The sequence below is a fragment of the Marinobacter koreensis genome, assembly GCF_023156285.1.
GTDB classification, from domain to species: domain Bacteria; phylum Pseudomonadota; class Gammaproteobacteria; order Pseudomonadales; family Oleiphilaceae; genus Marinobacter; species Marinobacter koreensis.
This window is the reverse complement of sequence record NZ_JAKZAJ010000005.1, coordinates 198,352-222,461: the sequence shown is the minus strand read 5'-3', so window position 1 is coordinate 222,461 and position 24,110 is coordinate 198,352. Positions and strand designations below refer to the sequence as shown.

Sequence of the window (24,110 nt, the reverse complement as noted above, 5' to 3'; positions counted from 1 at the left end):
CCTTGTTTTCAGTAACCGTGGTCAGCTGCGCTGACGACCCGGGCATAACCAACAGAGCCCTGCCCGGCGCCCACACTGTTATGCTGGGCATGTTCCAGGAGGTAACGGCTCACCTGCTCCCACTGCTTCTCGTCCAGTCGCTTCAGCGCAACCTCACGAACCGGCTGTTTGTCGGCAACCTCAGATCTGGCCAGCGTCGACGAAGCCGCGTCCGTGGATTCCCAGCCAGCGCCGGCCCCGAACCCGACGACAAGCGCCAGAGCCGTCATGGCAACGGCGGACCATCGCCACCGGATCCGACGACCGGCCGACGAGGCATCTCCGGCCGACACCCTCTCAGGGCGCCCATCCAGAGCCTCTCGCACACCGGACGTCACATCAATACTCTCCATCGGCACCTGACTGGAGTGCATCAGGTCACGCACCTCCTGCCAGCGCTGCCACTGTTCGCGTACACGATTCTGGTCATGATGGGACAGCAACCGCCGAACGGACAATTCATCCGCTTCGTCATCCATCATGGCCGACAATGTTTCTCTGAGACGATCATCCATCGGATGCAACCTCACGTCGTTTCGGTGTGGTTGAGCAATGGCCCGAGGTGCCGGTCAACCGCATCCCGGGCTCGAAAAATGCGGGAACGCACCGTACCGATCGGGCATTCAAGTATTCGGGCAATATCTTCGTAACTCAGGCCATCGTATTCGCGCAGCAAAAACGCCGACCGGAGCTCTTCCGGCAAGCCCGCGATGACTCGGGACAGCGCTTCCTGCAACTGCTCCCGCTGAAGCAGCCGCTCCGGTGACGCCGGATCCCGCAGCCGAATCCCGTCGTCGAAGTTTTCCGCCTCGGATACATCGGCGCTGCCCTGGGGCCTTCGCCCACGGGCTTCCAGAAAATTCTTGGCGGTGTTGACCGCAATCCGGTACAGCCAGGTGTAGAACGCGCTGTCACCGCGAAACCGGTCGATGGCCCGATAGGCCTTGACGAAGGTTTCCTGGGTCAGATCCATCACTTCCTGGGAGTCGTAGACGTATCGGCTGATGATAGCGGCCACACGGGACTGGTACTTGATGACCAGCAAGTCAAAGGCAGCCCGATCTCCATTGCGGACCTTGCGAACAAGCTGGAGGTCCGTCTGGCTGTCGGGCTGGTCACCATGTGTCTGCGTCTTTTCAGGCGTCATGGACGATTGGCCGGCTTTCTCTGGTTCTTTGGCCACCCGGGTGGCCTGCGCGAGGTTTGATTGCGTCATACCTGCTGTCCGACGTCCTTATTCAGCCCGATAATCCGGCGCCCGAGCGGGCACCACCATCAGGCCAAATAGACAGCGGACGCAAAGTTTAGTTCAATACAGGTCCACATTATGGCCCGCGATATCCACTCAATGCCACAGTCTTACGAATACGACGTTCTCATCATCGGAAGCGGGGCGGCCGGACTGACCGTTGCGTTGAATCTTCCCCCCCACCTGCAGATCTGTGTGATCAGCAAGGCCGACATCAGCAGCGGTGCAACATTGTGGGCACAGGGCGGCATTGCGGCGGTACTTGACGACGACGATTCCATCGAGAACCACATCCAGGATACGCTGTCGGCCGGAGCCGGGCTCTGTCACGAGGACGCGGTGCGCTTTACCGTCGAACACAGCACGGACAGCATCGACTGGCTCATTCGCTCCGGGGTGGATTTCACCCGGGAGGACGACAGTGAACAGTACCACCTCACCCGGGAAGGTGGCCACAGCCACCGCCGGATCATTCATGCTGCTGACGCCACCGGGTATGCGGTGTCCACCACCCTGACCCGCCAGGCGCAGGCGCGACCCAACATTCACCTGATGTCGAAACGGGTCGCCGTTGACCTGATCACCAACCGGAAACTGGCACTTCCCGGTAACCGATGCGTGGGCGCCTACATACTCAACCTGGAAGACAATCATGTAGAGCTTTTCCGGGCCCGCTTTACGGTGATCGCCACCGGCGGCGCATCCAAGGCTTACCGGTACACCACCAACCCCGATGGCGCATCCGGAGACGGCATCGCCATGGCATGGCGGGCAGGCTGCCGTGTCGCCAACATGGAATTCAACCAGTTCCACCCGACCTGCCTCTATCACCCGCACGCGAAGTCCTTCCTGATCACCGAAGCGGTTCGCGGCGAAGGCGGTCTGCTCAAGCTGCCGGACGGAAGCCGGTTCATGGACCGTTTTGACGATCGGGCGGAGCTGGCTCCCAGGGACATCGTGGCACGCGCGATTGACCACGAAATGAAACGTCTGGGTGTGGATCACGTCTATCTCGACATCAGCCACAAGCCGGCGGATTTCGTCCGTCACCACTTCCCGACCATTTACGAGAAATGCCTGGAATACGGTATCGACATTACCCGCGAACCGATACCTGTGGTACCGGCAGCCCACTACACCTGCGGCGGCATCATCAGTGATGAACGGGCCCGGACAGACATCAACCAGCTCTATGCGGTGGGCGAGGCTGCCTTCACGGGCTTGCACGGCGCCAACCGGATGGCCAGCAACTCACTGCTTGAATGCCTCGTATACGGCCGGGCCGCTGCGGCGGACATTACCCGTCGTGAATCCGATATTCCCGCTCCTCCCGAAGCGCCGGAATGGGACGAAAGCCAGGTCAGGGACTCGGATGAGGACGTCGTTATTTCCCACAACTGGGATGAACTGCGGCACTTCATGTGGGACTATGTCGGCATCGTCCGCACCACCAAGCGACTGCAGCGGGCCAAACACCGCGTGGACTTGCTGGAACGGGAAATCGGTGAGTTCTACAGCAATTACCGGGTTTCCAATGACCTGCTGGAACTGCGCAACCTGGTGACCGTGTCCGACCTGATCATCTGCTCGGCCCTGCAGCGCAAAGAAAGCCGGGGGCTGCATTACACCCTGGACTACCCGGGGCTGATGCACGACGCCCGTGATACCATTCTGGTGCCGACCACGTATCGTACACCGTCTCCCTGATACATCTTCTCTGGAACAATTGGCGAATACACTATGTCCTCTACCCCAACCATCTCCGACGATCCCGAATTCAAACGCCTTTGGTGGCATAGCCGCCGCGGCATGCTGGAACTCGACGTCCTTCTGGTCCCCTTTGTCGAACAGGCATACAAGGATCTTGATCCGGAAGACCAGGCTCGGTACCAAAAGCTGCTTTCCTGCGAGGATACCGACATGTTCGAGTGGTTTATGCAACGCAGCCGACCGGAAGATCCGGATCTGCAGCGGATCGTCGATATGATCCTGAACCGTGTCCAGCCGGATTGACCTCAGCCTCTCTCCCTGCACAACCGTCGGTCTGATTGCCAGCCTGCCCTGGCTGGCGTTCGTCGCTTTCGTCCTGGTCGCGTTTACCCCGGGGCAGGCGATTGCGGGCCTGGCCTTTGCCCTGGCAATGACCATCCGGGATTTCCGCCGCCTCGGGCAAATCGCAGGAGGTCACGCCATTACAGGCCTCCGCGTCCGTGCCGGACAACTGTTCGCAATATTCCGGGATGAGAGTGAGGTTCCCGTGAGGCCCGGTCCGGCCAGCCGGCTGGGTGCCGGACTCACCCTCTTGAAACTCCACCCCGATGGCACCAGATTCAAGGCATATCATGTGATACTGCTGGCCCCTTCACGCTGGTCGAAAGGCAACGTTGTCGCGCCCGACCAGTTCCGGAGGTTGCGCCAGTGGCTACGGCTGGGCAAGCCCCGCCGTTCAACCGATAACTGACCTGGAGTTTCCATGACCGACTCTGAGACTGCGCCCGAAACGGCCTCCCTGCCTCGTCCGGAAAGCGGATACTGCCGACTCACGCATCGGATGCTTGTCCGGATATCCGGCCCCGGCACCGACAAATTCCTTCAGGGTCAATTCAGTCAGAATCTGGACGACGTGACCGCAGATCGCGCACTCCGTGCCGCAGCATGCACGCCCAAAGGCCGCACGTACTGCCTGACCCGTCTGGCCAGGGCTGGACAGGATGTTCTCATGGACCTGCCCACCGATCTGTCCGAAAGCATCCTGACGCAGCTTCGGAAATACCTCATGCTATTCCGCGGCACTTCCATGGACGCCGTCCAGGAGGGCGTTGTGTGGGGAATTATCGGTTCCGGCATTGCGGAAACCCTCGCCGGCTCAGACCTCTCGAAACTGCAGACCCCCGGGGATGCCCTGTCGCTGGACACCGGAATCCTGATCCGCCTTGAGCCCGACGACCGGGCCACCCCGCGATATCAATTCTGGCAACTTGGTTCGGAGCAACCGGATTGGGACGATGCGCCGGAGCTTACGCGCGCCGACTGGCGGGCCAGCGAGATCGCTGCGGGGATTCCTGAACTGGATGCCAGTAGCCAGGAAGCCTACGTTCCCCAAATGCTCAATTGGCAACACCTCGGCGGCATACACTTCAAGAAGGGCTGTTACACCGGCCAGGAAGTCATCGCCAGGATGCATTTCCTGGGGCAACTCAAAAAAAGCCTGTTCCGCGTCGCAACCGATAATCCGGTATCCGTAGGCGCAGCCATCACTGGCGGCGACCGCAATGCCGGCGACATCATCAGTCAGGTGGTCTTTGAAAACGGCCAGGCCGAGCAGCTGGCCGTCATCCGCCACGACGCCACCTCCGGCCCTCTAACGGTCGATGGTCAGACACTGGAAATCCTGCCTTTGCCATACTCCGTGCCGGAACGAGAGTCGGCATCTGATACATAAGTTGACAGGCAATTCCCGTGAAATTTGGTATAAAGGGAACCGAAACCTAATTTCAGGATACTGGCGCCCCCTGGGCTCGCCAGCCAGACAAGCGGATCCAGACAGACCATGTCAAATATTGTCGAAACCATCAAGAATGACCTGATTGGCGCCATCGAGGCGGATAAACTCGTCCTGCCGACACTTCCGGAAGTGGCATTACAGGTGCGTGAAATCGCCGAATCGGAAGATTCCGCCATCGCCGACCTGGTTAAAGTCATCAGCAACGACACCGCCCTTTCAGCCCGTATCATCCGGGTCTGCAACAGCCCCCTGTTCCGCGGCAGTCGGGCCATCGAAAACCTGAATATGGCGGTCAGCCGGCTCGGCATGGCCTACACCAGCAACCTGGCCATGGGCCTGGCCATGGAGCAGATGTTCCAGGCCACATCTGACATGATCGACAAGCGTCTTCGGGCCACCTGGCAAACCAGCACAGAAGTGGCAGGTGTCTGCCACGTCCTGGCCCAGAATTACACACGGCTCAAGCCGGATCAGGCGACGCTGGCCGGTCTGGTCCACCTGATCGGTGTGTTGCCTATCCTGCGGTACGTCGAGGACAGGGAAATCCAGATCAGCAGCATCATGCTCGACAACGTCATTGACGAACTGCACCCGCGGATCGGTTCGATGATTCTGGAGAAATGGGACTTCCCGAAAGAGCTGCAAAACGTGCCACTGGAATACGCCAACTTCCAGCGAGAGGTACCTGCACCCGACTATGCCGACCTGGTGATGGTGGCGAACCTTCAACTGGTCGCGGGTTCGGATCATCCCTGGACCGAGATGGACTGGAATCAGATTTCCGCCTTCCAGCGACTGGGACTGGACCCCAACGTGGACATGAGCGAAGAGGAAGACCTCAACGCCCAGATGGAAGCCGCGATGGCGCTGCTGAAGTAATACGGTTATTTCTGATAACGAGCAATCAGCTCGTTTTTGGAGGGCAGCGCCCAATCGATGGGCGACTGCCCGTGCCCGTTCAGCCATTCATTGGCCCGGGAGAAGTGTTTACAGCCAAAGAAGCCTCGATAGGCGCTCAATGGCGACGGGTGCGGTCCTTCCAGGACGAGATGCCTGGTGCGATCAATGTGGCGCCCCTTCTTCCGCGCATAGCTCCCCCAAAGCAGAAAAACCACGCCTTCCCGCTCCCGGTTGACGGTCTCGATTACCTTGTCGGTAAAGGTTTCCCAGCCTTTGCCCTGATGGGCACCAGCTTGTCCCTGGACCACGGTCAGAACACTGTTGAGCAGCAGCACGCCCTGCTCTGCCCACGGCTGCAAGCAGCCATGATCCGGCGGCGTGATACCCAGGTCGTCCTGAATTTCCTTGAAGATATTAACCAGGGAGGGGGGCGGCGGTACGTTCGGCCGAACCGAAAAGCAGAGTCCGTGAGCCTGTCCCGGACCATGGTAGGGATCCTGACCGAGAATCACCACCGATACCCGGTCAAGAGGTGTGCTGTTCAGCGCATTGAAGCAGCGGGCGCTGGGAGGGTACAGAACCTTACCGGCCGCCTCCTCGGCGGCCAGGAACTCAGCCAGCTGCCTCATATACGGCTGGCTGAACTCGCCGGCAAGGTGCTGATCCCACCCCCGGTCGGGCTTCAGTTGTTGCAACAGGCCCTCGGCCGGATGCATGGCATCACTCCCCGTCTTCCGCCTGGTGAGAGTCAGCCTTGTGCTCCGGTCGCATATGCGGGAACAGGATGACATCGCGGATGGAAGGTGAATTGGTCAGCAACATGGCCAGACGATCGATGCCGATACCCTCACCGGCGGTGGGCGGCAAGCCATATTCCAGCGCCATCACATAGTCTTCGTCGTAGAACATGGCTTCGTCGTCCCCGGCATCCTTCTCGGCTACCTGGGCCCGGAAGCGCTCGGCCTGGTCCTCGGCATCATTGAGCTCCGAGAAGCCATTGGCCAGCTCCCGGCCACCAACAAAGAATTCGAACCGCTCGGTAACAAACGGATCGCTGTCTTTGCAGCGCGCCAACGGGGAGACTTCTTTCGGGTAATCCGTGATAAAGGTCGGCTGAATCAGAAGATGTTCGGCAGTCGCCTCAAAAATCTCAATCTGCACCTTGCCCAGTCCCCAGGTGTCCTTGAGCTGGATACCGAGACCTTCAGCCACCCGGCGGGCACTGGCTTCGTCGCCGAGCTGTCCGGCCTGAATGTCCGGGTTGTGCTCAAGAATGGCCTCGACAACGGTCATGCGACGGAACGGCTTTCCGAAATCGTACTCGACCGATTCCGTCTCGCCATTGGCAAGCTCACGGGTGTTGACCACGGTGGTCGTCCCCAGCACTTCCCGGGTCATCTGGCGCAACATGTCTTCGGTGAGATCCATCAGATCGTTGTAATCGGCATAGGCCTGATAGAACTCCACCATGGTGAACTCCGGATTATGCCGGGTGGAAAGCCCTTCGTTCCGGAAATTGCGGTTGATCTCGAACACTCGCTCGAAACCACCTACGACCAGCCGCTTGAGGAACAGTTCCGGGGCAATCCGCAGGTACATATCGATATCAAGCGCATTGTGGTGCGTCACAAAGGGACGCGCCGTCGCACCGCCCGGAATCACCTGCAGCATGGGGGTTTCTACTTCCATAAACCCGCGGGTATTGAAGTAGTTCCGCATGCTGTTGATCAGACGGGTCCGGACCATGAAGGTCTTGCGGGTTTCCTCGTTGACCATCAGATCCACGTACCGGTGCCGGTAGCGGGCCTCCATATCGGTCAGGCCCTTGTGCTTCTCGGGCAGTGGGCGCAGGGACTTGGTCAGCAGGACATACTCGTCCATCGTGACGTAGAGGTCGCCTTTGCCAGATTTCGAGAGAGTACCGCGAACCCCAATAATGTCGCCCAGGTCCCAGTGCTTGGTGTCCTTCTGGACATCCTTGGTGGCATATACCTGAATACGCCCGGTCATGTCCTGAACCACCTTGAACGCCTTGCGGTCCAGCATCATGCGGCCCGCAATGGCCACCTTGATACTGAGTTTCTCAAGCTCTTCCTTGCTCTTCTCACCGTATTTTTCCTGCAGCTCGGCAGCGGTGGCATCCCGGCGGAAGTCGTTGGGGAACGGATTGCCGTCTCGACGCATCTCCGCCAGCTTGGCGCGACGCTCGGCAATCAGCTTGTTGTCCTCGTGCTGTGCGGCGTGTGGGGTGTGTTCAGTCATGTTGGCTCGCTAGGATTGAGATTATCCGGGTTTATCGGTTCGGTACGCATGGCGCCGATCAAAGCGCCATTTTCAGACTGGCTTCAATGAACTTGTCGATGTCGCCGTCCAGAACGGATTGGGTGTTGCTGGTTTCAACCTTGGTGCGCAGATCCTTGATCCGGCTGTCGTCCAGCACATAGGAGCGAATCTGGCTACCCCATCCGATGTCGGATTTGGCGTCTTCCTGCTTCTGCTTCTCAGCGTTACGCAGCTGCATCTCACGCTCAAAGAGCTTGGCCTTGAGCTGCTTCATCGCCTGGTCTTTGTTCTGGTGCTGACTACGGCCAGCCTGACAGGCGACAACGATCCCGGTCGGATTGTGAGTCAGACGCACCGCGGACTCGGTCCGGTTAACGTGCTGACCACCAGCCCCGGAGGCGCGATACACATCCACACGCAGATCCGCAGGATTGATTTCGATCTCGAAGCTGTCATCCACTTCCGGTGATACAAACACCGACGAGAACGAGGTGTGGCGACGGTTTCCGGAATCAAACGGTGATTTCCGGACCAGGCGGTGGACACCGGTTTCAGTACGCAGCCAGCCGTAAGCGTAATCGCCCTGGATATGGATGGTCGCGCTCTTGATACCGGCTACTTCACCTTCCTGCAACTCGACGATTTCGGCCTTGAATCCGCGTCGCTCAGCCCAACGAAGGTACATGCGCAACAACATGTTGGCCCAGTCCTGGGCTTCGGTACCGCCGGAACCAGCCTGGATATCCAGGTAGGCATTGTTGGCATCCATCTCGCCCGAGAACATGCGCCGGAACTCAAGCTTCTGCAGCTCGCCATCAAGTCCATCCAGATCGCCCTGGATGTCCTCGACGGTGCCCTCGTCGTCCTCTTCCACGGCCATCTCCAGCAGACTTTCCGCGTCACTGAGACCGTTGGTGAGGTTATCAATGGTGTGCACGATCAGCTCAAGATCCGACCGTTCCTTGCCCAGGGCCTGGGCGCGCTCGGGATCGTCCCAGACGGAGGGTTGCTCGAGTTCGCGCTCTACTTCGACCAGACGTTCACTACGCTGATCATAGTCAAAGATACCCCCTCAGCGCTTCAGTGCGCTCGCGAAGCTCTTTGATCTTCGTCACTATGGGATTGATTTCCATGAAACCCTTTCTCGCTTTGGCAAATGGGGTGTAAAACAGAGGCGGAATTCTACCGGAATTCCGCTGCTAAATCAGCCGGCGGATATACTCAGAGCGCTTCGATGTAGTCTACGAGCAACTGCAGGTTGGTTCGTCCGCGGAAGGTATTGGCATCCGGCTTGTACACGACACGAGCGCCGGTTCGCGTGTAATCCGGCACTTCAGGCCCCGTATTGAAGGCAATTCCGTCGACAATGGCTTCGCCATCCACCGGTTGCAGCACCAGCTTCAGGTGGTTTTCGCCAACGATACGCTGGCTGACCACACGGAACTCACCGTCGAACAGGGGTTCCGGGAAATGCTGCCCCCAGGGCCCGGCCCGCTTCAGCAGGTTTGCGGTTTCCAGACTGAGCTCGGCCGCATTCAGCGGGCCATCGGTGACAATCGCCGCCTCGAGATCCTCTTTGGCAATGGCATCCCGTACAGCCTGGTCAAAGGCTTCGCAGAAGTCATCCAGGTCCTCCCGGGCGATGGTCATGCCCGCCGCCATGGCGTGCCCGCCAAATTTTTTCATCAGCCCCGGCCGGCGCGCATCGACCACCGCCAGGGCATCCCGAATATGGAGCCCCGGAATAGAGCGGGCCGAGCCTTTAAGGTGAACCCCGTCGTCGTCCGGCGCAAATGCGATGGTGGGCCGATGGGTCTGCTCCCGGATCCGTGCGGCGAGGATGCCGATGACACCCTGGTGCCAATCCGGGTCAAACAGGGCAAGCCCCCATGGCAACCCCTCGATATCCAGAGACATGGAGGCAAGCAACTCCTGAGCCTGCCCCTTCATCTCGCGCTCGATGGTGCGGCGCTCCCGGTTGAATGAGTCCAGCTCGCCGGCAAGGCGGCGGGCTTCCTCCGGCGAGTCGGCCAGAAGACAGGCAATTCCGACACTCATGTCATCAAGACGCCCGGCTGCATTCAGCCGCGGTCCCACAACAAAACCGAGGTCCGTAGAGCTGATTCGACCGGGATCGCGTCCAGCCACTTCCAGCAACGCCAGGATGCCCGGACGAGCTTCGCCCTGACGAATGCGGCGCAGCCCCTGCTCGACAAAAATGCGATTGTTATGATCCAACGGCACCACGTCCGCCACCGTCCCCAGTGCCACCAGGTCAAGCAGACTGCCCAGGTTGGGCTCCGGCGTGGGCAGCCGACCGGTTTCCCGGAGGTGCTTCCGCAGCGCGGTCAGGACATAGAACATGACGCCGACGCCTGCCGCATTCTTGCTCAGGAACGGGCAGCCGGGCTGGTTGGGGTTAACGATGGCGTCGGCTTCGGGAAGCGTTTCGCCGGCGAGGTGGTGATCGGTGATGACGACCCGGATCCCGAGGTCGCGCGCCGCACGCACGCCCTCAATGGCGGAGATGCCATTATCGACGGTTACCAGGAGGTCTGGCAGCTGCCCTTCCTCCTTCAACCGGTCGATGATGCCGGGGGTCAGACCGTATCCATCCGAAAACCGGCTGGGTACACGGAAATCGACATCGCCCAGCCCGAGCATGGACAGACCAAGCATGGCGACGGCGGTGCTGGTCGCCCCGTCGGCGTCAAAATCCCCTAAAACGAGCACCTTCTGCTGCTTTTCGATGGCCTCTGACAGGAGCTCCACCGCCCGCTCGATACCCCGCAGCGTGCCCGGCGGCGCCAGGTGCTTGAGGGTATAACTGAGCTGTTCGTCAGACGTCACGCCCCTGGCGGCATAGAGCCGGCGCAGGAGAGGCGGAAGATCCCCTCCCCACTCCGGCCCGACGTCTGGCTGGGGGCGACGCAGGATCTTTTTGGGTGTCATACCGGATCAGGCATTTTTCCAGTGCTTTGCAATGAAGTCCTGAACCCCTTGAACGTCATTATCGAGTACCGTGTAACGCTCCTCTCGCTCGAACAGATCGGCCATGTGAGGCGGAAGCTGAGGCTCGACGGACAGCCCGGATTCGGCGATGGCATCGGGGAATTTGGCAGGATGCGCAGTACCAAGCGTGATCATCGGGATGGCCATGTCACGACGGCAGTTTCGGGCGGCCCGCACACCAATCGCGGTATGGGGATCCAGCAGGTATTCGTTCTGCTCGTATATCTCCCGGATGGTGTCGCACGTGGTCTTGTCGTCCACAGCATCGCTGTCGAACAGCTTGCGCGCATGGCGCCATCGGTAGTCCTCGATACTGACAGGGCCCTTGGACGCGTTCTCGAGGAGCGATTTAACGGCGGCACCATCACGGCCGTGCAAATCAAACAGGAGCCGTTCGAAGTTGCTGGAGACCATGATATCCATGCTCGGAGACAGGGTATGTTCCAGCTTGTGCTGCTCATACCGGTTGCCACTCATGAAGCGATGAAGGATATCGTTCCGGTTGGTGGCGATTACCAGCTGGGAAATGGGCAGCCCCATTTTCTTCGCCAGATAGCCGGCAAAAATATCACCAAAGTTCCCGGTGGGGACCGAGAAGGCCATGCTGCGATCCGGGCCACCCAATGCGAGAGACGCCTGGAAGTAGTAGACGATCTGGGCCATGATCCGCGCCCAGTTGATCGAATTGACCGCCGCCAACTGGGTTTTACCGCCCAGGAACGACTGATCTCCAAAGCTCTCTTTCACCATCCGCTGGCAGTCGTCGAAATTGCCTTTCACAGCGATGTTATGGATGTTATCACCCAATACGGTCGTCATCTGGCGACGCTGTACTTCCGACACGCGCTGATACGGATGCAGAATGAAAATATCCACGTGCTCGCAACGACGACAGCCCTCAATCGCGGCTGACCCGGTGTCACCGGACGTGGCGCCCATGATGACCACGTGCTGCTTGCGCTTCTCGAGTACGTAGTCGAGCAGACGGCCGAGCAGCTGCAGTGCAAAGTCCTTGAACGCCAGGGTGGGGCCACGGAACAGCTCCAGTACCCATTCATTGGTGTCGAGCTGAACCAGCGGGGCGACGGCCTGGTGCGCAAAGACATCGTAGGTCTCTTCCAGCATGGCGCGGAAATCGTCGGCCGGAATGGCATCGTCGACGAATGGATGCATTACCCTGAAGGCGAGTTCACTGTAGGACAGTCCGCGCCAACTGCGGATTTCCTCAAGACTGAAATGCGGGAGCGATTCCGGCACATAGAGCCCGCCGTCACTGGCCAGCCCGGTCAGAAGAACGTCTTCGAAGCCCAGAGCGGGTGCTTCGCCCCGTGTACTGATGTATCTCACGTGCGTACCTGTCAGTTAAAGTTTTCGGCGCGGATGCGAACCACTTTGCCATCGACGTCGGACAAGGCCTCCATATCTTCGATGGCGAGGTTCATCTGCCGCTCCTGGACCGTATGGGTCAGGATGATCACCGGAATGCGACCGTCCTTGAACTCGGATTCCTTCTGCATGATGGACTCGATATTGATGCCGTGTTCACTCAGGATCGACGCAATCTTGGCAAGCACACCGGGGTGGTCAAACGCCTGGATACGCAGATAGTAGGCGGAGTGGATATCTTCCATCGGCAGCACGTCGAGGTCTTCCATCGCATTCGGCTGGAAGCCGAGGTACGGAATACGGAGGGTACTTTCGGTGGAAACCGCCCGCGCGACATCCACAATGTCGGCAATCACGGCAGAGGCTGTCGCCTCGTCGCCCGCACCCGGACCGTAGTACATGGTCTGTCCCACGGCATCGCCATCGACCAGAACCGCATTCAGAACCCCGTCTACCTGAGCAATCAGGTGGCTCTTGGGCACCAGCGTCGGGTGAACGCGGAGTTCAATGCCCTCTTCGCGACGCCGGGCAATACCCAGGTGCTTCACCCGATAGCCCAACAGTTCCGCGTGGGCAATGTCATAGGGCGTAATGGTCGAGATTCCCTCGGTAAACCCTTTCTCGAACTGCAGAGGCACCCCGAAACCGGACGATGCAAGGATGGCCAGTTTATGGGCGGCATCGATACCTTCCACATCGAAGGTCGGATCGGCCTCGGCATAACCCAGTTCCTGGGCTTCCTTGAGTACCTCGGAAAACTCCCGGCCGGCACGCATCTCGGTCAGAATGTAGTTTCCGGTGCCATTGATGATGCCTGCGATCCAGTCGATACGGTTGGCTGCCAGGCCTTCACGAACCGCCTTGATCACCGGAATGCCGCCAGCAACACCGGCTTCATAGGCCACGACAACGCCGGCTTTCTCTGCCGCTTCAAAGATTTCATTGCCGTGAACGGCGATCAGCGCCTTGTTGGCGGTGACCACATGCTTGCCATTACGGATAGCGGCCAGCACCAGTTCCTTGGCGGTGTCGTAACCGCCGATCAGTTCGACCACCACATCGACGGCAGGGTCGTTGACGACGTCAAAAATGTCGGTACTGAACGGCACGGACCCGAGATCGAGGTCGTCGCGACTCCGGCGGCTGGCGACCCGGGTAATTCGGATGTTGCAGCCGGCACGACCCGCAATAAGTGCGGCGTTACGGGTCAACACATTGAATGTACCGCCGCCAACGGTTCCCAATCCGCAGATTCCGACACTGACGTCTTTCAAGCTCTCACCTCTGATCCCGAAGGGGTGCTGATGGATTACTGATAAGGGGGCATAGTATACCGATTCAACCGGCAGGGAATAAGCCCCGGAGGCGGTTTGCTGTGACGGGGAGAACAAAAGGCGGAGACGATCGCCTCCGCCGGAGTGGATCAGAGCAGGCCAAGGCCTTTGGCAAGGCTTTTCGCAGGGACATAGCCGCGAATCATATTGCCGTCTTCGAGCACGATGGCCGGGGTGCCGGAGACACCGATCTTGCCACCGAGCTGATACTGCGCAAGAACCGGGTTATCGCAGGTGGCATCGGAAACCGGCTTACCCGACTTCGCCGCGGTCATCGCTGCCCGCTGGTCGTCCGAACACCAGACCGAAACATACTTTCGGAAGGAAGGCGTGCCGGGACCGGAACGGGGAAAGGCGTAGTAATGCACGGTAATGCCGTAGTCATTGATCTGCGCGATTTCATGGTGCAGTTTCCGGCAATAGGGGCAGTCGATATCGGTAAACACACTGATGACGGCCTTCTCCTCGCCAGAGGCGGGGAACGTGATGGCACTGTCGGAACCGTATTCCTCTATGGCCCGTTTCCGTTCGGCGGCACGCGCCTGCTCGGAAACGTTGGAAATACCCGAATCCGTGACCTTCAGCAGATCTCCGGTCAGAAGATACTGACCATCGCGGGTGGTATAGATGGTATCGCCGTTATTGCTCTGAACCTCATAGAGCCCTGTTGCTTCGGATTCACGGACTGACGAAATCTTGAGTCCGGGAACCGCATTGGTGAGACGCTGGGCGATGCTGTCTTCAACCTCACCCGCCGTGGCGACAGCGGTGACAAAAAAGCCGGCAACCAGACTGGTAGCCAGGGCCAACTGCTTGATGGTCTTGAAATCTCTCATGAATAACATCCGTCAGATTGCGTTGCGACCGCCCGGATGGCGGGAGCTCCGGGCTCCTGCTGCGACAGCGGACCGGGGCAAAAGTTCAGTGAGGATACCACAGGCATCATCCACGTGGGTGATGCTCCCGATGGAGCGACTGGAGACGCTGGCGGGCCACATGGGTGTAAATCTGGGTAGTAGAAAGGTCGGCATGGCCGAGCAACATCTGAACGACGCGCAAGTCCGCGCCATGATTCAGCAAATGAGTGGCAAAGGCGTGCCTGAGGGTATGGGGGGAAAGGTGTTTGCGAATCCCCACCCGAATGGCGTAATGGCGAATCCGGTGCCAGAAAGTCTGCCGCGTCATGGCACTGGCGCGATTCCCCGGGAAGAGCGCATCGCTGGATCGCCCCTTGAGCAGCTCACCGCGCCCTTCACGCATGTACCGGAGCAACCAGTCCACCGCCTCCTCGCCCAGAGGGACCAATCGCTCTTTGTCACCCTTGCCGGTAATCCGAACCACCCCCTGCCGCACATTAACCTGGTCAACCCGGAGACCGGTCAACTCCGACACCCGCAGCCCACAGCCGTAGAGGATCTCGAGCATTGCCCTGTCCCTCAACTCGATAGGTAGGGACGGATCGGGCGCACTCAACAACGACTCAACGTCTTCTTCGGTCAACGAATCGGGCAACCGCCGGGGCAGCCGGGGGCTATCGATCCGCAGCGTCGGATCCTCTTCGAGCAGACCTTCACGGATCAGAAAACGGTAGAACCGCCGAACGCCGGACAGCCGCCTGGCCGCCGTCGAGGATTTTATACCCTCAGCCAGGCCGCGGGACATCCAACCGAGCAGGTCCGTGCGCTTTGCCTGCAAAAGACCGGGCCGGCCCGGCTGGTCCGCCAACCATTCCGACAAACGCTGCAAATCACCGCGATAGGCTTCCCGGGTTTTTTCCCCGAGCCCGTCTTCCAGCCACAGCGCATCGGTAAATCGACGGATGATGGCGTCGTCTTCAGCTCTCAAAGACATTCTCCGCATATAAAAAAAGGCAGCCCAAGGGCTGCCCTTTTTAACCGGCTTTCTGACGAATCGTCAATCAGCCCAGCTTTTCCTTGATGCGAGCTGCCTTACCAGACAGGTCACGCAGGTAGTACAGCTTGGCCTGACGAACGTCACCACGACGCTTCACGCTGATGCTGTCGATCAGCTTGGAGTAAGTCTGGAAGGTACGTTCAACACCCACACCGTAGGAAATCTTACGTACGGTGAAGGAGGAGTTCATGCCACGGTTACGCTTCCCGATGACAACACCTTCGAACGCCTGCAGACGCTCACGGTTGCCCTCGGTAACACGAACCTGAACGACCACGGTATCACCCGGCGCGAACGCAGGGATTTCCTTGGTCATCTGTTCTGCTTCAAGTTGACTGATGATGTTGTTCTTGCCGCTCATCGTAATGCTCCTGATACCCAATCTCTCAATGCCCTGATCACTCAGAGACACCCGGTTCATTCAAAATTTCTTCCAGCAGCTCACGCTCTTCTTCCGTTAACACCCGCTGTTCCAACAGGTCGGGGCGTCGCTCCCGGGTTCGCCGCAGCGACTCTTTGAGTCGCCAACGCCGGATCTGTTCATGGTGACCGCCCAAAAGAACTTCCGGCACCGCCAGACCTTCGTAAACCTCGGGCCGGGTGTAGTGCGGACAATCCAGCAAACCGTCAGCAAAGGAATCCTGCTCCGCTGACTGCGCATGACCCAGCGCTCCGGGGATGAGGCGTGTAACCGCATCAACGACAGCCATGGCTGCCAACTCGCCACCGGACAGGACAAAATCGCCCAGCGACACTTCCCGATCGACTTCCGTCGAGATCAGGCGCTCATCAACACCCTCATAACGCCCCGAGACCAGAATCAGTCGCTGCGCGTCCGCAAGGGACTCGACAACCGACTGAGTCAGGGGTTCTCCCTGGGGCGACAGGTAAACCACACAGGCCTTACCGGGTGCCGCCTCCCGAGCCGCATGAATGGCATCCCTCAGCGGCTGGATTTTCATCAGCATGCCAGGGCCACCACCATAGGGCCGGTCATCAACCGTGCGGTGACGATCATGGGTAAAGTCCCGGGGATTCCAGCTCTGGAAGGTCAGAAGACCATCCCGAACCGCCCTACCGGTGATCCCATAATCCGTAACCGCACGAAACATATCCGGGAACAGACTGACAGCGCCAATCCACACCCGTCAGAACTCCGGATCCCAGTCAACGACCATACGGCCCTGATCCAGTGCTACCTGTTGAACCACCTGGTCTGGCAGATAGGGGATCAGGCGCTCTCGCTGATCGATGGAGCCTGAGGTGGCACGAACGACCAGGACATCGTTGGATCCCGTTTCCATCAGGTGATGCACCTTACCCAGGAACTCACCGGACACCGTGAAAACATCGAGACCTTCCAGCTGGTACCAGTAGTATTCGCCACTGGGCAACTCGGGCAACTCAGCTGTAGATACCAGAATATCTGCTCCGGCATAGCTCCGGGCAACTTCACGGTCATCAATACCTTTAAGCCTGACGACGATCCCCTGCCCCTGGCGGCGACCCTCCTCAAGCTTTGCGGAAATCCGTTTACCGTTAAGGACCAGAGTCCAGTCCGGGTAACCCAGAATTCCTTCTTTAGGGTCAGTGTAGGAATAGACCTTTAGCCATCCCTTGACCCCAAACACCGAGGTAATCCGGCCGATCACAGTTTCCTGCGAAGTCTGCGTCATGCCACCAACCCCGGGTCGTGCGTTATTACTCAGCAGCCTTCAGCAACTGGGCGACGCGCTCGGATGTCTGAGCACCCTGCTCCAGCCAGAAGTTCACGCGATCGCGATCTACACGCAGACGCTCTTCCTGACCACGGGCCACCGGGTTGAAGAAACCAACGCGCTCAATGAAACGACCGTCGCGTGATTTGCGGCTGTCAGTGACTGTCAGATGGTAGAACGGGCGCTTCTTGGAGCCGCCACGAGCCAAACGGATTGTTACCATTTCGACCAATATCCTGTTCTGTTGTACGAACTTTGTACGATTCACGCCCGCCAACCAAGGCTGACGCGAAGACCCATACTCGAAAGGGGCGCTATTCTATGCTAAATAAACGCCAAAGAAAACAGGAAAACCTGCGGTTTCCCCGTTTTCCACATACGGCTTTTTACATACGGCCGAATGGAGGCATTCCACCGCCACCGCCGGGGGGCATCATCCCACCCATGCCGCGCATCATATTGGCCATGCCGCCTTTCTTGCCGAACTTCTTCATCATCTTCGACATCTGCTTGTGTTGCTTGAGCAGGCGATTCACGTCCTGGATCTGGGTTCCCGAGCCGGTGGCGATACGCCGCTTCCGGGAGTTGTTGATGGTGTCCGGATAGCGTCGCTCCTTCGGCGTCATGGAGCAGATGATCGCCTCCATCTGGCCGAGGGATTTGTCATTGACCTGCTGCTGGGCTACCTGGGCCATCTGCCCCATACCGGGAAGCTTGTCGAGAAGACCGCCGATCCCACCCATGTTTTTCATCTGCTGCAGCTGATCGCGAAAGTCCTCAAGATCAAAGCTCTTGCCTTTCTTGATCTTCTTGGTGAGTTTCTGCGCCTTTTTCTGGTCGAGCTTGCGTTCCGCCTCCTCAATCAGCGACAGGACGTCGCCCATCCCGAGAATCCGGGAGGCGACCCGATCCGGATAGAAAGGCTCGAGAGCATCGCTCTTTTCCCCGACCCCGAGGAACTTGATCGGCTTGCCGGTAATATGGCGAACCGACAGCGCCGCCCCGCCCCGGGCATCACCATCGGTCTTGGTCAACACAACGCCCGTCAATGGCAAGGCATCGTTAAAGGCCTTGGCCGTATTGGCCGCATCCTGACCGGTCATGGCGTCAACCACGAACAGTGTTTCGACAGGCTTCACGGATTTATGCAGACGCCCGATCTCATCCATCATCTGCTCGTCGACATGCAGACGACCCGCAGTATCGAGAATCACGACATCTATGTGCTTTTTGCGCGCAGCACCGATGGCGCCTTCGGCAATGTCGACCGGATCCTGATCGGCGGTGCTCGGAAAGAACTCGACGCCCACTTCTCCGGCGAGGGTTTCAAGCTGCTTGATCGCTGCCGGACGGTAGACGTCCGCACTGACAACCATGACCGATTTCTTCTGCCGTTCCTTCAGGAATCGGGACAGCTTGGCGACCGTCGTGGTCTTACCCGCACCCTGCAAGCCTGCCATCATGATTACGGCGGGCGGTTGGACGGCCAGATTCAGAGACTCGTTGCCCGCGCCCATGACGCGTTCCAGCTCCTGCTGGACCACTTTCACGAATACCTGACCCGGCGTCAGGCTCCGCTGGACTTCCTGTCCGATTGCCCGTTTGCGGACACCTTCCACGAAATCCTTCACCACGGGAAGCGCTACATCCGCCTCCAGCAGCGCCATGCGCACTTCACGCAAGGTCTCTTTGATATTGTCGTCAGTCAGCCGCGCCTGACCGGTAATCTTGCGCAGACTGCCGGAAAGCCGGTCCTGGAGATTTTCAAACATGCGTCTCTTCCGTATCCGGGAGATAAAATGTATACCGAATCAGGGAACCACTGCGGCACCTTGATTCCTGTTGCATAATCGCGACATTATAACCAGACTATCGCCCTGAAACGACCAGCCCGGTCAAATCGGCTGAAAGTCAGCCCGATATCCAGCCAGTTGAATGTTAATAAGGACATCATGGGAACGCTGATTCTCGCGGTCACCTCTCTCTTTCTTTACAGCGTTGGTACCGCGCTGCAGGCGCTCAATTTCCGTGGCAAGATACAACCCAACCCGGCCGTGACAACCCTGATCGGCATTCTCGCACTGACCGGCCACGGGCTGCTGATTTTCCAGACCGTCTTCCATAACGGCAACATTGATTTCAGCTTTTTCAAGAGCTCCCTGGTCATTTCCTGGCTGATTGCCTTTCTCCTCATCGGCCTCAACCTGCGGAAGCCGGTCCAAAGTCTCTTCCTTGTGGTCTATCCACTGGCGATCCTGACCATCGTTCTCGCCCTGATTACCCACACCCCGTCCCGGCTGGTGTCCGAGGAGAGCTATGGCATGCTCGCCCACATCGCACTTTCCGTGACCGCCTATAGCCTGTTCAGCCTGGCCGGCATACAGGCGATTCTGCTGTATTTCCAGAACCGCCAGCTCAAGCACAACTACAACAGCCTGCTGGTGCGCAATCTGCCGCCTTTGCAAACCATGGAGTCAGTGCTGTTTGAAATGGTCTGGGCCGGCGTGGTCCTCCTGATTCTCGCGATCGTCACGGGTGCACTGTTCATTAAAGACCTGTTCGCTCAGGATCTTGCCCACAAGACCGTCTTCTCGCTGCTCTCACTCATGGTCTTCGTGGCGCTTCTGATTGGCCGATACACCCAGGGCTGGCGGGGCATCACGGCCAGCCGCTGGACCCTGGCGGGCTGCGTGCTGCTGATGCTGGCGTTCTATGGCACCAAGTTTGTCCTGGAACTGCTGTACCATCGTGGTGGCTATTAAGGGTGCTCGTCATCGTCGCTTGACACCCGACCGACTCACATCCTATTTTCGCACCTTGTCGGCAACATAAGGACACCCCCGTTGAACGAAACATCGCTGACCGCGCTGTTCACACTCCTTTTCGCACTGATCCTGCTCTCTGCATTCTTCTCCAGTTCTGAAACCGGAATGATGTCGCTCAACCGCTATCGGTTGAAACACATGGCGAAGACCGGCCACAAGGGAGCCCGTCGTGCCCAGGGGCTTCTTCAACGGACCGACCAGCTGATTGGCGTCATACTGATCGGCAACAATTTTGTGAACATCCTGGCGTCGTCGATCGCAACGGTCATCGCCATACGCATCTGGGGCGATGCCGGCATCGCCATTGCCACCCTGCTGCTCACCATCGTTATCCTGATTTTCGCCGAGGTGACACCGAAAACCCTGGCGGCCCTTTTTCCCGAGAAAATCGCCTTTCCTGCCAGTCATATACTGGGCCCGCTGCTCAAAATCCTGTATCCGATCGTCTGGTCCGTCAACCTGTTCACCGGCGCGATACTCAAACTGCTGAGAATCTCACCAGAGGATGCCGCCAGCGATCACCTCAGCCGGGAAGAGCTCCGGACCCTGGTGAACGAGGCAGGCGCCCTGATCCCGGCCAAACACAAGGACATGCTGGTCAGCATCCTCGACCTTGAGAATGTGACCGTGAACGACATCATGGTGCCCCGGAACGAGATTGTGGGGATCGACCTCGAGGACGACACCGACACCATTCTCAGGCAACTCAAGAGCAGCCAGCATACCCGCCTGCCGGTTTACAAGGGCGACATCAACAACATCCAGGGCATCCTGCATCTCCGGAGCGCGACCAAGCTTCTGCAACAGGAAGAGATCAACAAGGCCATGATCATGCAGCTCTGCCAGGAACCCTACTTCATTCCGGAGAGCACCCCGCTCAACACCCAGCTGATCAATTTCCAGAAAGGCAAACGCCGGTTTGGCATCGTGGTGGACGAATACGGAGATGTGCTTGGCCTGGCCACTCTTGAGGACATCCTTGAAGAGATTGTGGGCGAATTCACAACCGATTACGCCGCCACCAGCCCGGACATCATCCCCCAGGACGACGGAACCTTTATCATCGACGGAACGGCTGCCGTGCGAACCATCAACAAGACGCTCGGCTGGAAACTGCCGACCGATGGCCCGAAGACACTGAACGGCCTGATCACCGAAACCCTCGAAAACATTCCGGAGACCAACGTCTGCCTGAAGGTTGACGGACATCGCGTGGAGGTACTTCAGATCAAGGATAACGTGGTCAAGGCGGCGATCGTCCACCCGCGCAAGCGGAAACGGCGTTCCCTGAAGATCAGCCAGGCCTGATTTTTTGAAAGGACTCTCAGGTTAGCATTTATTCATGTTAACGTAGCCAAAAATGCGGTAAATTTGACCAATAACGAGAATCAGGGATCCAAAGCTCGGTCATGTATCCGGTTGAGGCGAAGACAGGAGACGGCCATGAACAAGCAGTCCGGTATACATTACCTCCGCGAACACAGGGAAGCTGCCAGCAGTAAACCGGTTCCTGCGGAGGTTTCCCGTATTCGGGAAACCGTGGTTGCCGGCCTCGGCGACTTGCTGCAGGGCGCATTCGATGCCGTAGACGATTCCCTGTTCGAACTTGCCAACAATGCCCGGTCCAACAACGAACAGAACCGGTATTTTGAGGCAATGCGCGAAATCCGCATCAAGCGGAAAGGCGTAGAGCGGCATTTCCAGAACGCCGTCGCACAACTCTTTGCCACACCGCCTCACGCCGGCAAGCTTCACGACGATTCCCAGAGCCAGCAGGCTGCAAGTGCAGACTCGCTGTCACTCGTCGGCAATGATGACCTGGAAGAACAGGTTGCCCTCAATGCCATGATCACCAAGGCAAAGGCACATTTCCAGGGCCCGCTGCTACAGCTGCAGACCCGTTTCAGCCAGGTCTACCCCGAGGCCACCGAGGAATCGCCGGTCAATCCGATGGCGCCCGAGCATCTCTGCAGCGCCTTCACCGAAGCCATCCAGGTCCTCGAGATCCAGATCCGCGAACGTCTGATTCTGCTCAAACAGTTCGACCGCTACGTGGTCTCGAATCTGGGCATGCTGCTGGATGAAGCCAACCGCATCCTGATTCAGGCCGGCGTGATCCCCAACTTCCGTTACCATGGAAAAACCGGCCAGCAGCATGGCGGTTCATCCGGATCCACGTCCGAGCAACCGGATCAAGAGACCCAGACGCACTCCCGAACCGAGCGCGTCGCCGCCGACAGCAGCGCTGTTCTTGAGCAGATTCACCAACTGCTGGCGTTGCAGAGGGCCAATGCCGGCATACCGCCTCGCATGAGCGATCCCAATGTCCAGATCGTAGGTGACCGGGAACTGTTGAACCTGCTTAGCGCCCTCCCGGCCGCAACACCTCCCGACCCAGGCCAGAACCTGAGCGAGGGAGAGCCTGTGGCAATCGACCTGTCTGCGGTCGTACAACAGGTGCTTGCCCAGGTCGATACGCGCGAAGGTAAGAAGCCTGCTCTCGACGAGATGGACGAAGACCTCATCAACCTGGTCTCCATGCTCTTTGAGTTCATTCTCGACGATTACAACCTTTCGCCGCCGGTGCAGGTCCTGATCAGTCGCCTGCAGATCCCGATTCTCAAGGTTGTCATCAAGGACAAGTCGTTCTTCAGCAAGTCCACCCATCCAGCCCGGCGCCTACTGAACTCGCTGGCCCGGGCGGGCATAGGCTGGAGCAAGAGCGACGACAAGGGGCGCGACAAGCTTTACGAGAAAATCCACAGCATCGTACAGCGGATTCTCGAAGAGTTTGACGGCGACATTTCACTGTTTGAAACGCTGAACGCCGACTTTGAACAATTCCTCGCCAAGGAAAACCGTAAAGCGTCCCTGGTTGAGCAAAGAACTCGCGAATCCGAACGCGGGCGAATCAAGTCCCAGAAGGCGCAGGAAACCGTCGATCGCATTCTCCGGGAGAAGCTTCAGCGCTATCGTCTCCCTGAAACCGTACACAGCATCCTGACCAACGGCTGGAGCCGGGTCATGTTTCTGGCCTACCTCCGGGACGATGTCGAGCATCGCTGGCAGGAAACCGTGAAAGTAGTCGACGACCTGATCTGGTGCCTCCATCCCCATCAGGAAGATGCCGAGCGCGATCAGTGGGTCAGAGTCGTACCCGGTCTGCTGAAAACCCTCCGGGCAGGCCTTGAGGAAGTGTCCTACAACGCATCCCGCCTGGACGAGATGATGGGCTCGCTCAAGCATGAGCTGGCCGAAGCGTTCCGCAACAGCCAGAGCGGCGGGGAAATCCAGGAAGAACCGGCGGCCGCAGAACCACCCGAGGCCGAGGAAACGACCTCAGATAGCAGCCAGTCGGAAGACGCCGCCATAGCCGAATACGTAGCACAGATCGACGCCATGGAAATCGGTGGTTGGGTCGAATTCCGCCTGGTGAACGGCGCCAGCTTCCGGTGCAAGCTGTCGGCCATTATTGATGAAGCCGATTCTTTCGTCTTCGTAAACCGGATGGGACTGAAGGTTATCGAGAAAACGAGAGTCGAGCTCGCCCACGAAATGAGGCGCGGCCGGTTGACCCTGCTTGAGCAGGGCGCGCTGATTGACCGGGCCCTGGATGCCGTGGTGGGATCCTTGCGGAGCACGACTGCCTGAGTTCGATGACAGGCCCTTCTCCCAGCCCAAGACTTGCCGCTCCCTATCGGTTTGCCCTCGCCGGGTCCATAGCGCTGTTGCTGCACGTATTATTGCTGTCCGGCCTTCAGTTTCGCATTGATGAGCCGGACATGCCTCATTCAAGGCTGACCGTCAGGCTCCTGCCGATCGGTGCCGAACCCTCAGAGCCGAGCCAACCAGCTCCCCCCAAGACCTCAACAACGCCTCCCGCTCCGAGACACATGGATTTCACGGTGCCCGCCGCCGAACCAGCACCTGCCTCACCCCCTGACA

At 58.8% G+C, this 24,110-nt stretch carries 23 protein-coding genes; 8 read left to right on the top strand and 15 right to left on the bottom strand.

Features of this window, described 5'->3' with window-relative positions:
* Window positions 1-8 precede the first annotated feature (8 nt).
* Window positions 9-554 carry a sigma-E factor negative regulatory protein gene (locus MLD04_RS14860; RefSeq protein ID WP_248160048.1) on the bottom strand — a complete coding sequence of 182 codons (546 nt, stop codon included), beginning with the start codon at window positions 552-554 and terminating at the stop codon, window positions 9-11.
* A gap of 11 nt (window positions 555-565) precedes the next feature.
* Window positions 566-1,255 (bottom strand): RNA polymerase sigma factor RpoE, encoded by a 690-nt coding sequence (gene rpoE, locus MLD04_RS14855; protein WP_282451944.1) that lies wholly within the window; start codon window positions 1,253-1,255, stop codon window positions 566-568.
* Between the two features lie 132 nt (window positions 1,256-1,387).
* Here rpoE and nadB point away from each other — a divergent pair, with 132 nt between their 5' ends.
* From nadB to MLD04_RS14830, 5 genes are all read left to right on the top strand, one after another.
* A complete protein-coding gene (nadB, locus tag MLD04_RS14850) occupies window positions 1,388-2,995 on the top strand; it encodes an L-aspartate oxidase (protein WP_248160046.1) in 1,608 nt (535 codons plus the stop codon).
* 33 nt (window positions 2,996-3,028) lie between these two features.
* Window positions 3,029-3,301 carry an FAD assembly factor SdhE gene (locus tag MLD04_RS14845; RefSeq protein ID WP_282451943.1) on the top strand — a complete coding sequence of 91 codons (273 nt, stop codon included), beginning with the start codon at window positions 3,029-3,031 and terminating at the stop codon, window positions 3,299-3,301.
* Complete coding sequence (locus MLD04_RS14840) at window positions 3,285-3,749, top strand: hypothetical protein (protein ID WP_248160044.1); 465 nt, start codon at window positions 3,285-3,287, stop codon at window positions 3,747-3,749. Before MLD04_RS14845 ends, MLD04_RS14840 begins: the two co-directional genes overlap by 17 nt.
* Before the next feature lie 12 nt (window positions 3,750-3,761).
* The gene (gene ygfZ, locus MLD04_RS14835; protein WP_248160042.1) at window positions 3,762-4,730 is read left to right on the top strand and encodes a CAF17-like 4Fe-4S cluster assembly/insertion protein YgfZ; all 969 of its coding nucleotides are present in this window, start codon (window positions 3,762-3,764) and stop codon (window positions 4,728-4,730) included.
* 108 nt (window positions 4,731-4,838) lie between these two features.
* Window positions 4,839-5,672, top strand: coding sequence for an HDOD domain-containing protein (locus tag MLD04_RS14830; protein ID WP_248160040.1), 834 nt, complete (start codon window positions 4,839-4,841; stop codon window positions 5,670-5,672).
* A gap of 5 nt (window positions 5,673-5,677) precedes the next feature.
* On the opposite strand, the gene ung is transcribed toward MLD04_RS14830, so the two are convergent.
* The 13 genes from ung to ffh all read right to left on the bottom strand — a co-directional run bounded on the left by ung (window position 5,678) and on the right by ffh (window position 19,112).
* The gene (gene ung, locus MLD04_RS14825; RefSeq protein WP_248160038.1) at window positions 5,678-6,409 is read right to left on the bottom strand and encodes a uracil-DNA glycosylase; all 732 of its coding nucleotides are present in this window, start codon (window positions 6,407-6,409) and stop codon (window positions 5,678-5,680) included.
* 4 nt (window positions 6,410-6,413) lie between these two features.
* Entirely contained in the window at window positions 6,414-7,955 is a 1,542-nt protein-coding gene (lysS, locus tag MLD04_RS14820) for a lysine--tRNA ligase (protein ID WP_248160036.1), read from the bottom strand.
* A 58-nt stretch (window positions 7,956-8,013) separates the two neighbouring features.
* A protein-coding gene (gene prfB / locus MLD04_RS14815; RefSeq protein WP_248160034.1) for a peptide chain release factor 2 occupies window positions 8,014-9,109 on the bottom strand; the annotation gives its coding sequence in 2 pieces (ribosomal slippage) (window positions 8,014-9,036 and window positions 9,038-9,109; 1,095 coding nt in all).
* Between the two features lie 88 nt (window positions 9,110-9,197).
* The gene (gene recJ, locus MLD04_RS14810) at window positions 9,198-10,928 is read right to left on the bottom strand and encodes a single-stranded-DNA-specific exonuclease RecJ (protein WP_248160032.1); all 1,731 of its coding nucleotides are present in this window, start codon (window positions 10,926-10,928) and stop codon (window positions 9,198-9,200) included.
* 6 nt (window positions 10,929-10,934) lie between these two features.
* The gene (gene thrC / locus MLD04_RS14805) at window positions 10,935-12,335 is read right to left on the bottom strand and encodes a threonine synthase (protein WP_248160030.1); all 1,401 of its coding nucleotides are present in this window, start codon (window positions 12,333-12,335) and stop codon (window positions 10,935-10,937) included.
* Between the two features lie 11 nt (window positions 12,336-12,346).
* The gene (locus MLD04_RS14800) at window positions 12,347-13,648 is read right to left on the bottom strand and encodes a homoserine dehydrogenase (protein ID WP_248160028.1); all 1,302 of its coding nucleotides are present in this window, start codon (window positions 13,646-13,648) and stop codon (window positions 12,347-12,349) included.
* Between the two features lie 149 nt (window positions 13,649-13,797).
* Window positions 13,798-14,544 (bottom strand): DsbC family protein, encoded by a 747-nt coding sequence (locus MLD04_RS14795; protein ID WP_248160020.1) that lies wholly within the window; start codon window positions 14,542-14,544, stop codon window positions 13,798-13,800.
* Between the two features lie 106 nt (window positions 14,545-14,650).
* Window positions 14,651-15,559 carry a site-specific tyrosine recombinase XerD gene (gene xerD, locus MLD04_RS14790; protein WP_248160018.1) on the bottom strand — a complete coding sequence of 303 codons (909 nt, stop codon included), beginning with the start codon at window positions 15,557-15,559 and terminating at the stop codon, window positions 14,651-14,653.
* 67 nt (window positions 15,560-15,626) lie between these two features.
* On the bottom strand, window positions 15,627-15,983 hold the full coding sequence (gene rplS / locus MLD04_RS14785) for a 50S ribosomal protein L19 (protein WP_008937405.1): 357 nt from the start codon (window positions 15,981-15,983) through the stop codon (window positions 15,627-15,629).
* 37 nt (window positions 15,984-16,020) lie between these two features.
* Window positions 16,021-16,767: a tRNA (guanosine(37)-N1)-methyltransferase TrmD gene (gene trmD, locus MLD04_RS14780; protein WP_008937404.1), complete on the bottom strand. Its 747-nt coding sequence runs from the start codon at window positions 16,765-16,767 to the stop codon at window positions 16,021-16,023.
* Between the two features lie 3 nt (window positions 16,768-16,770).
* Complete coding sequence (gene rimM / locus MLD04_RS14775) at window positions 16,771-17,298, bottom strand: ribosome maturation factor RimM (RefSeq protein ID WP_248160016.1); 528 nt, start codon at window positions 17,296-17,298, stop codon at window positions 16,771-16,773.
* 25 nt (window positions 17,299-17,323) lie between these two features.
* Window positions 17,324-17,563 (bottom strand): 30S ribosomal protein S16, encoded by a 240-nt coding sequence (gene rpsP, locus MLD04_RS14770; RefSeq protein WP_248160006.1) that lies wholly within the window; start codon window positions 17,561-17,563, stop codon window positions 17,324-17,326.
* Between the two features lie 163 nt (window positions 17,564-17,726).
* Window positions 17,727-19,112 (bottom strand): signal recognition particle protein, encoded by a 1,386-nt coding sequence (ffh, locus tag MLD04_RS14765; RefSeq protein ID WP_248160004.1) that lies wholly within the window; start codon window positions 19,110-19,112, stop codon window positions 17,727-17,729.
* 180 nt (window positions 19,113-19,292) lie between these two features.
* On the opposite strand from ffh, the gene MLD04_RS14760 reads away from it, so the two are divergent.
* From MLD04_RS14760 to MLD04_RS14750, 3 genes are all read left to right on the top strand, one after another.
* The gene (locus MLD04_RS14760; protein WP_248159997.1) at window positions 19,293-20,102 is read left to right on the top strand and encodes a cytochrome C assembly family protein; all 810 of its coding nucleotides are present in this window, start codon (window positions 19,293-19,295) and stop codon (window positions 20,100-20,102) included.
* An 81-nt stretch (window positions 20,103-20,183) separates the two neighbouring features.
* Window positions 20,184-21,473: an HlyC/CorC family transporter gene (locus MLD04_RS14755; RefSeq protein ID WP_008937399.1), complete on the top strand. Its 1,290-nt coding sequence runs from the start codon at window positions 20,184-20,186 to the stop codon at window positions 21,471-21,473.
* A gap of 135 nt (window positions 21,474-21,608) precedes the next feature.
* Window positions 21,609-23,816 carry a DUF1631 domain-containing protein gene (locus MLD04_RS14750; RefSeq protein ID WP_248159989.1) on the top strand — a complete coding sequence of 736 codons (2,208 nt, stop codon included), beginning with the start codon at window positions 21,609-21,611 and terminating at the stop codon, window positions 23,814-23,816.
* The last annotated feature ends 294 nt before the right edge of the window (window positions 23,817-24,110 follow it).

Bases quoted from the DNA above. Each gene is read 5' to 3' on its own strand.
- MLD04_RS14860 (WP_248160048.1), bottom strand. From the start codon at position 554: ATGGATGATCGTCTCAGAGAAACATTGTCGGCCATGATGGATGACGAA.
- recJ (WP_248160032.1), bottom strand. From the start codon at position 10,928: ATGACACCCAAAAAGATCCTGCGTCGCCCCCAGCCAGACGTCGGGCCG.
- ung (WP_248160038.1), bottom strand. From the start codon at position 6,409: ATGCATCCGGCCGAGGGCCTGTTGCAACAACTGAAGCCCGACCGGGGG.
- rpsP (WP_248160006.1), bottom strand. From the start codon at position 17,563: ATGGTAACAATCCGTTTGGCTCGTGGCGGCTCCAAGAAGCGCCCGTTC.
- rplS (WP_008937405.1), bottom strand. From the start codon at position 15,983: ATGAGCGGCAAGAACAACATCATCAGTCAACTTGAAGCAGAACAGATG.
- MLD04_RS14845 (WP_282451943.1), top strand. From the start codon at position 3,029: ATGTCCTCTACCCCAACCATCTCCGACGATCCCGAATTCAAACGCCTT.
- xerD (WP_248160018.1), bottom strand. From the start codon at position 15,559: ATGTCTTTGAGAGCTGAAGACGACGCCATCATCCGTCGATTTACCGAT.
- MLD04_RS14750 (WP_248159989.1), top strand. From the start codon at position 21,609: ATGAACAAGCAGTCCGGTATACATTACCTCCGCGAACACAGGGAAGCT.
- rimM (WP_248160016.1), bottom strand. From the start codon at position 17,298: ATGACGCAGACTTCGCAGGAAACTGTGATCGGCCGGATTACCTCGGTG.
- nadB (WP_248160046.1), top strand. From the start codon at position 1,388: ATGCCACAGTCTTACGAATACGACGTTCTCATCATCGGAAGCGGGGCG.
- ygfZ (WP_248160042.1), top strand. From the start codon at position 3,762: ATGACCGACTCTGAGACTGCGCCCGAAACGGCCTCCCTGCCTCGTCCG.
- rpoE (WP_282451944.1), bottom strand. From the start codon at position 1,255: ATGACGCAATCAAACCTCGCGCAGGCCACCCGGGTGGCCAAAGAACCA.
- MLD04_RS14830 (WP_248160040.1), top strand. From the start codon at position 4,839: ATGTCAAATATTGTCGAAACCATCAAGAATGACCTGATTGGCGCCATC.
- ffh (WP_248160004.1), bottom strand. From the start codon at position 19,112: ATGTTTGAAAATCTCCAGGACCGGCTTTCCGGCAGTCTGCGCAAGATT.
- lysS (WP_248160036.1), bottom strand. From the start codon at position 7,955: ATGACTGAACACACCCCACACGCCGCACAGCACGAGGACAACAAGCTG.
- MLD04_RS14760 (WP_248159997.1), top strand. From the start codon at position 19,293: ATGGGAACGCTGATTCTCGCGGTCACCTCTCTCTTTCTTTACAGCGTT.
- MLD04_RS14795 (WP_248160020.1), bottom strand. From the start codon at position 14,544: ATGAGAGATTTCAAGACCATCAAGCAGTTGGCCCTGGCTACCAGTCTG.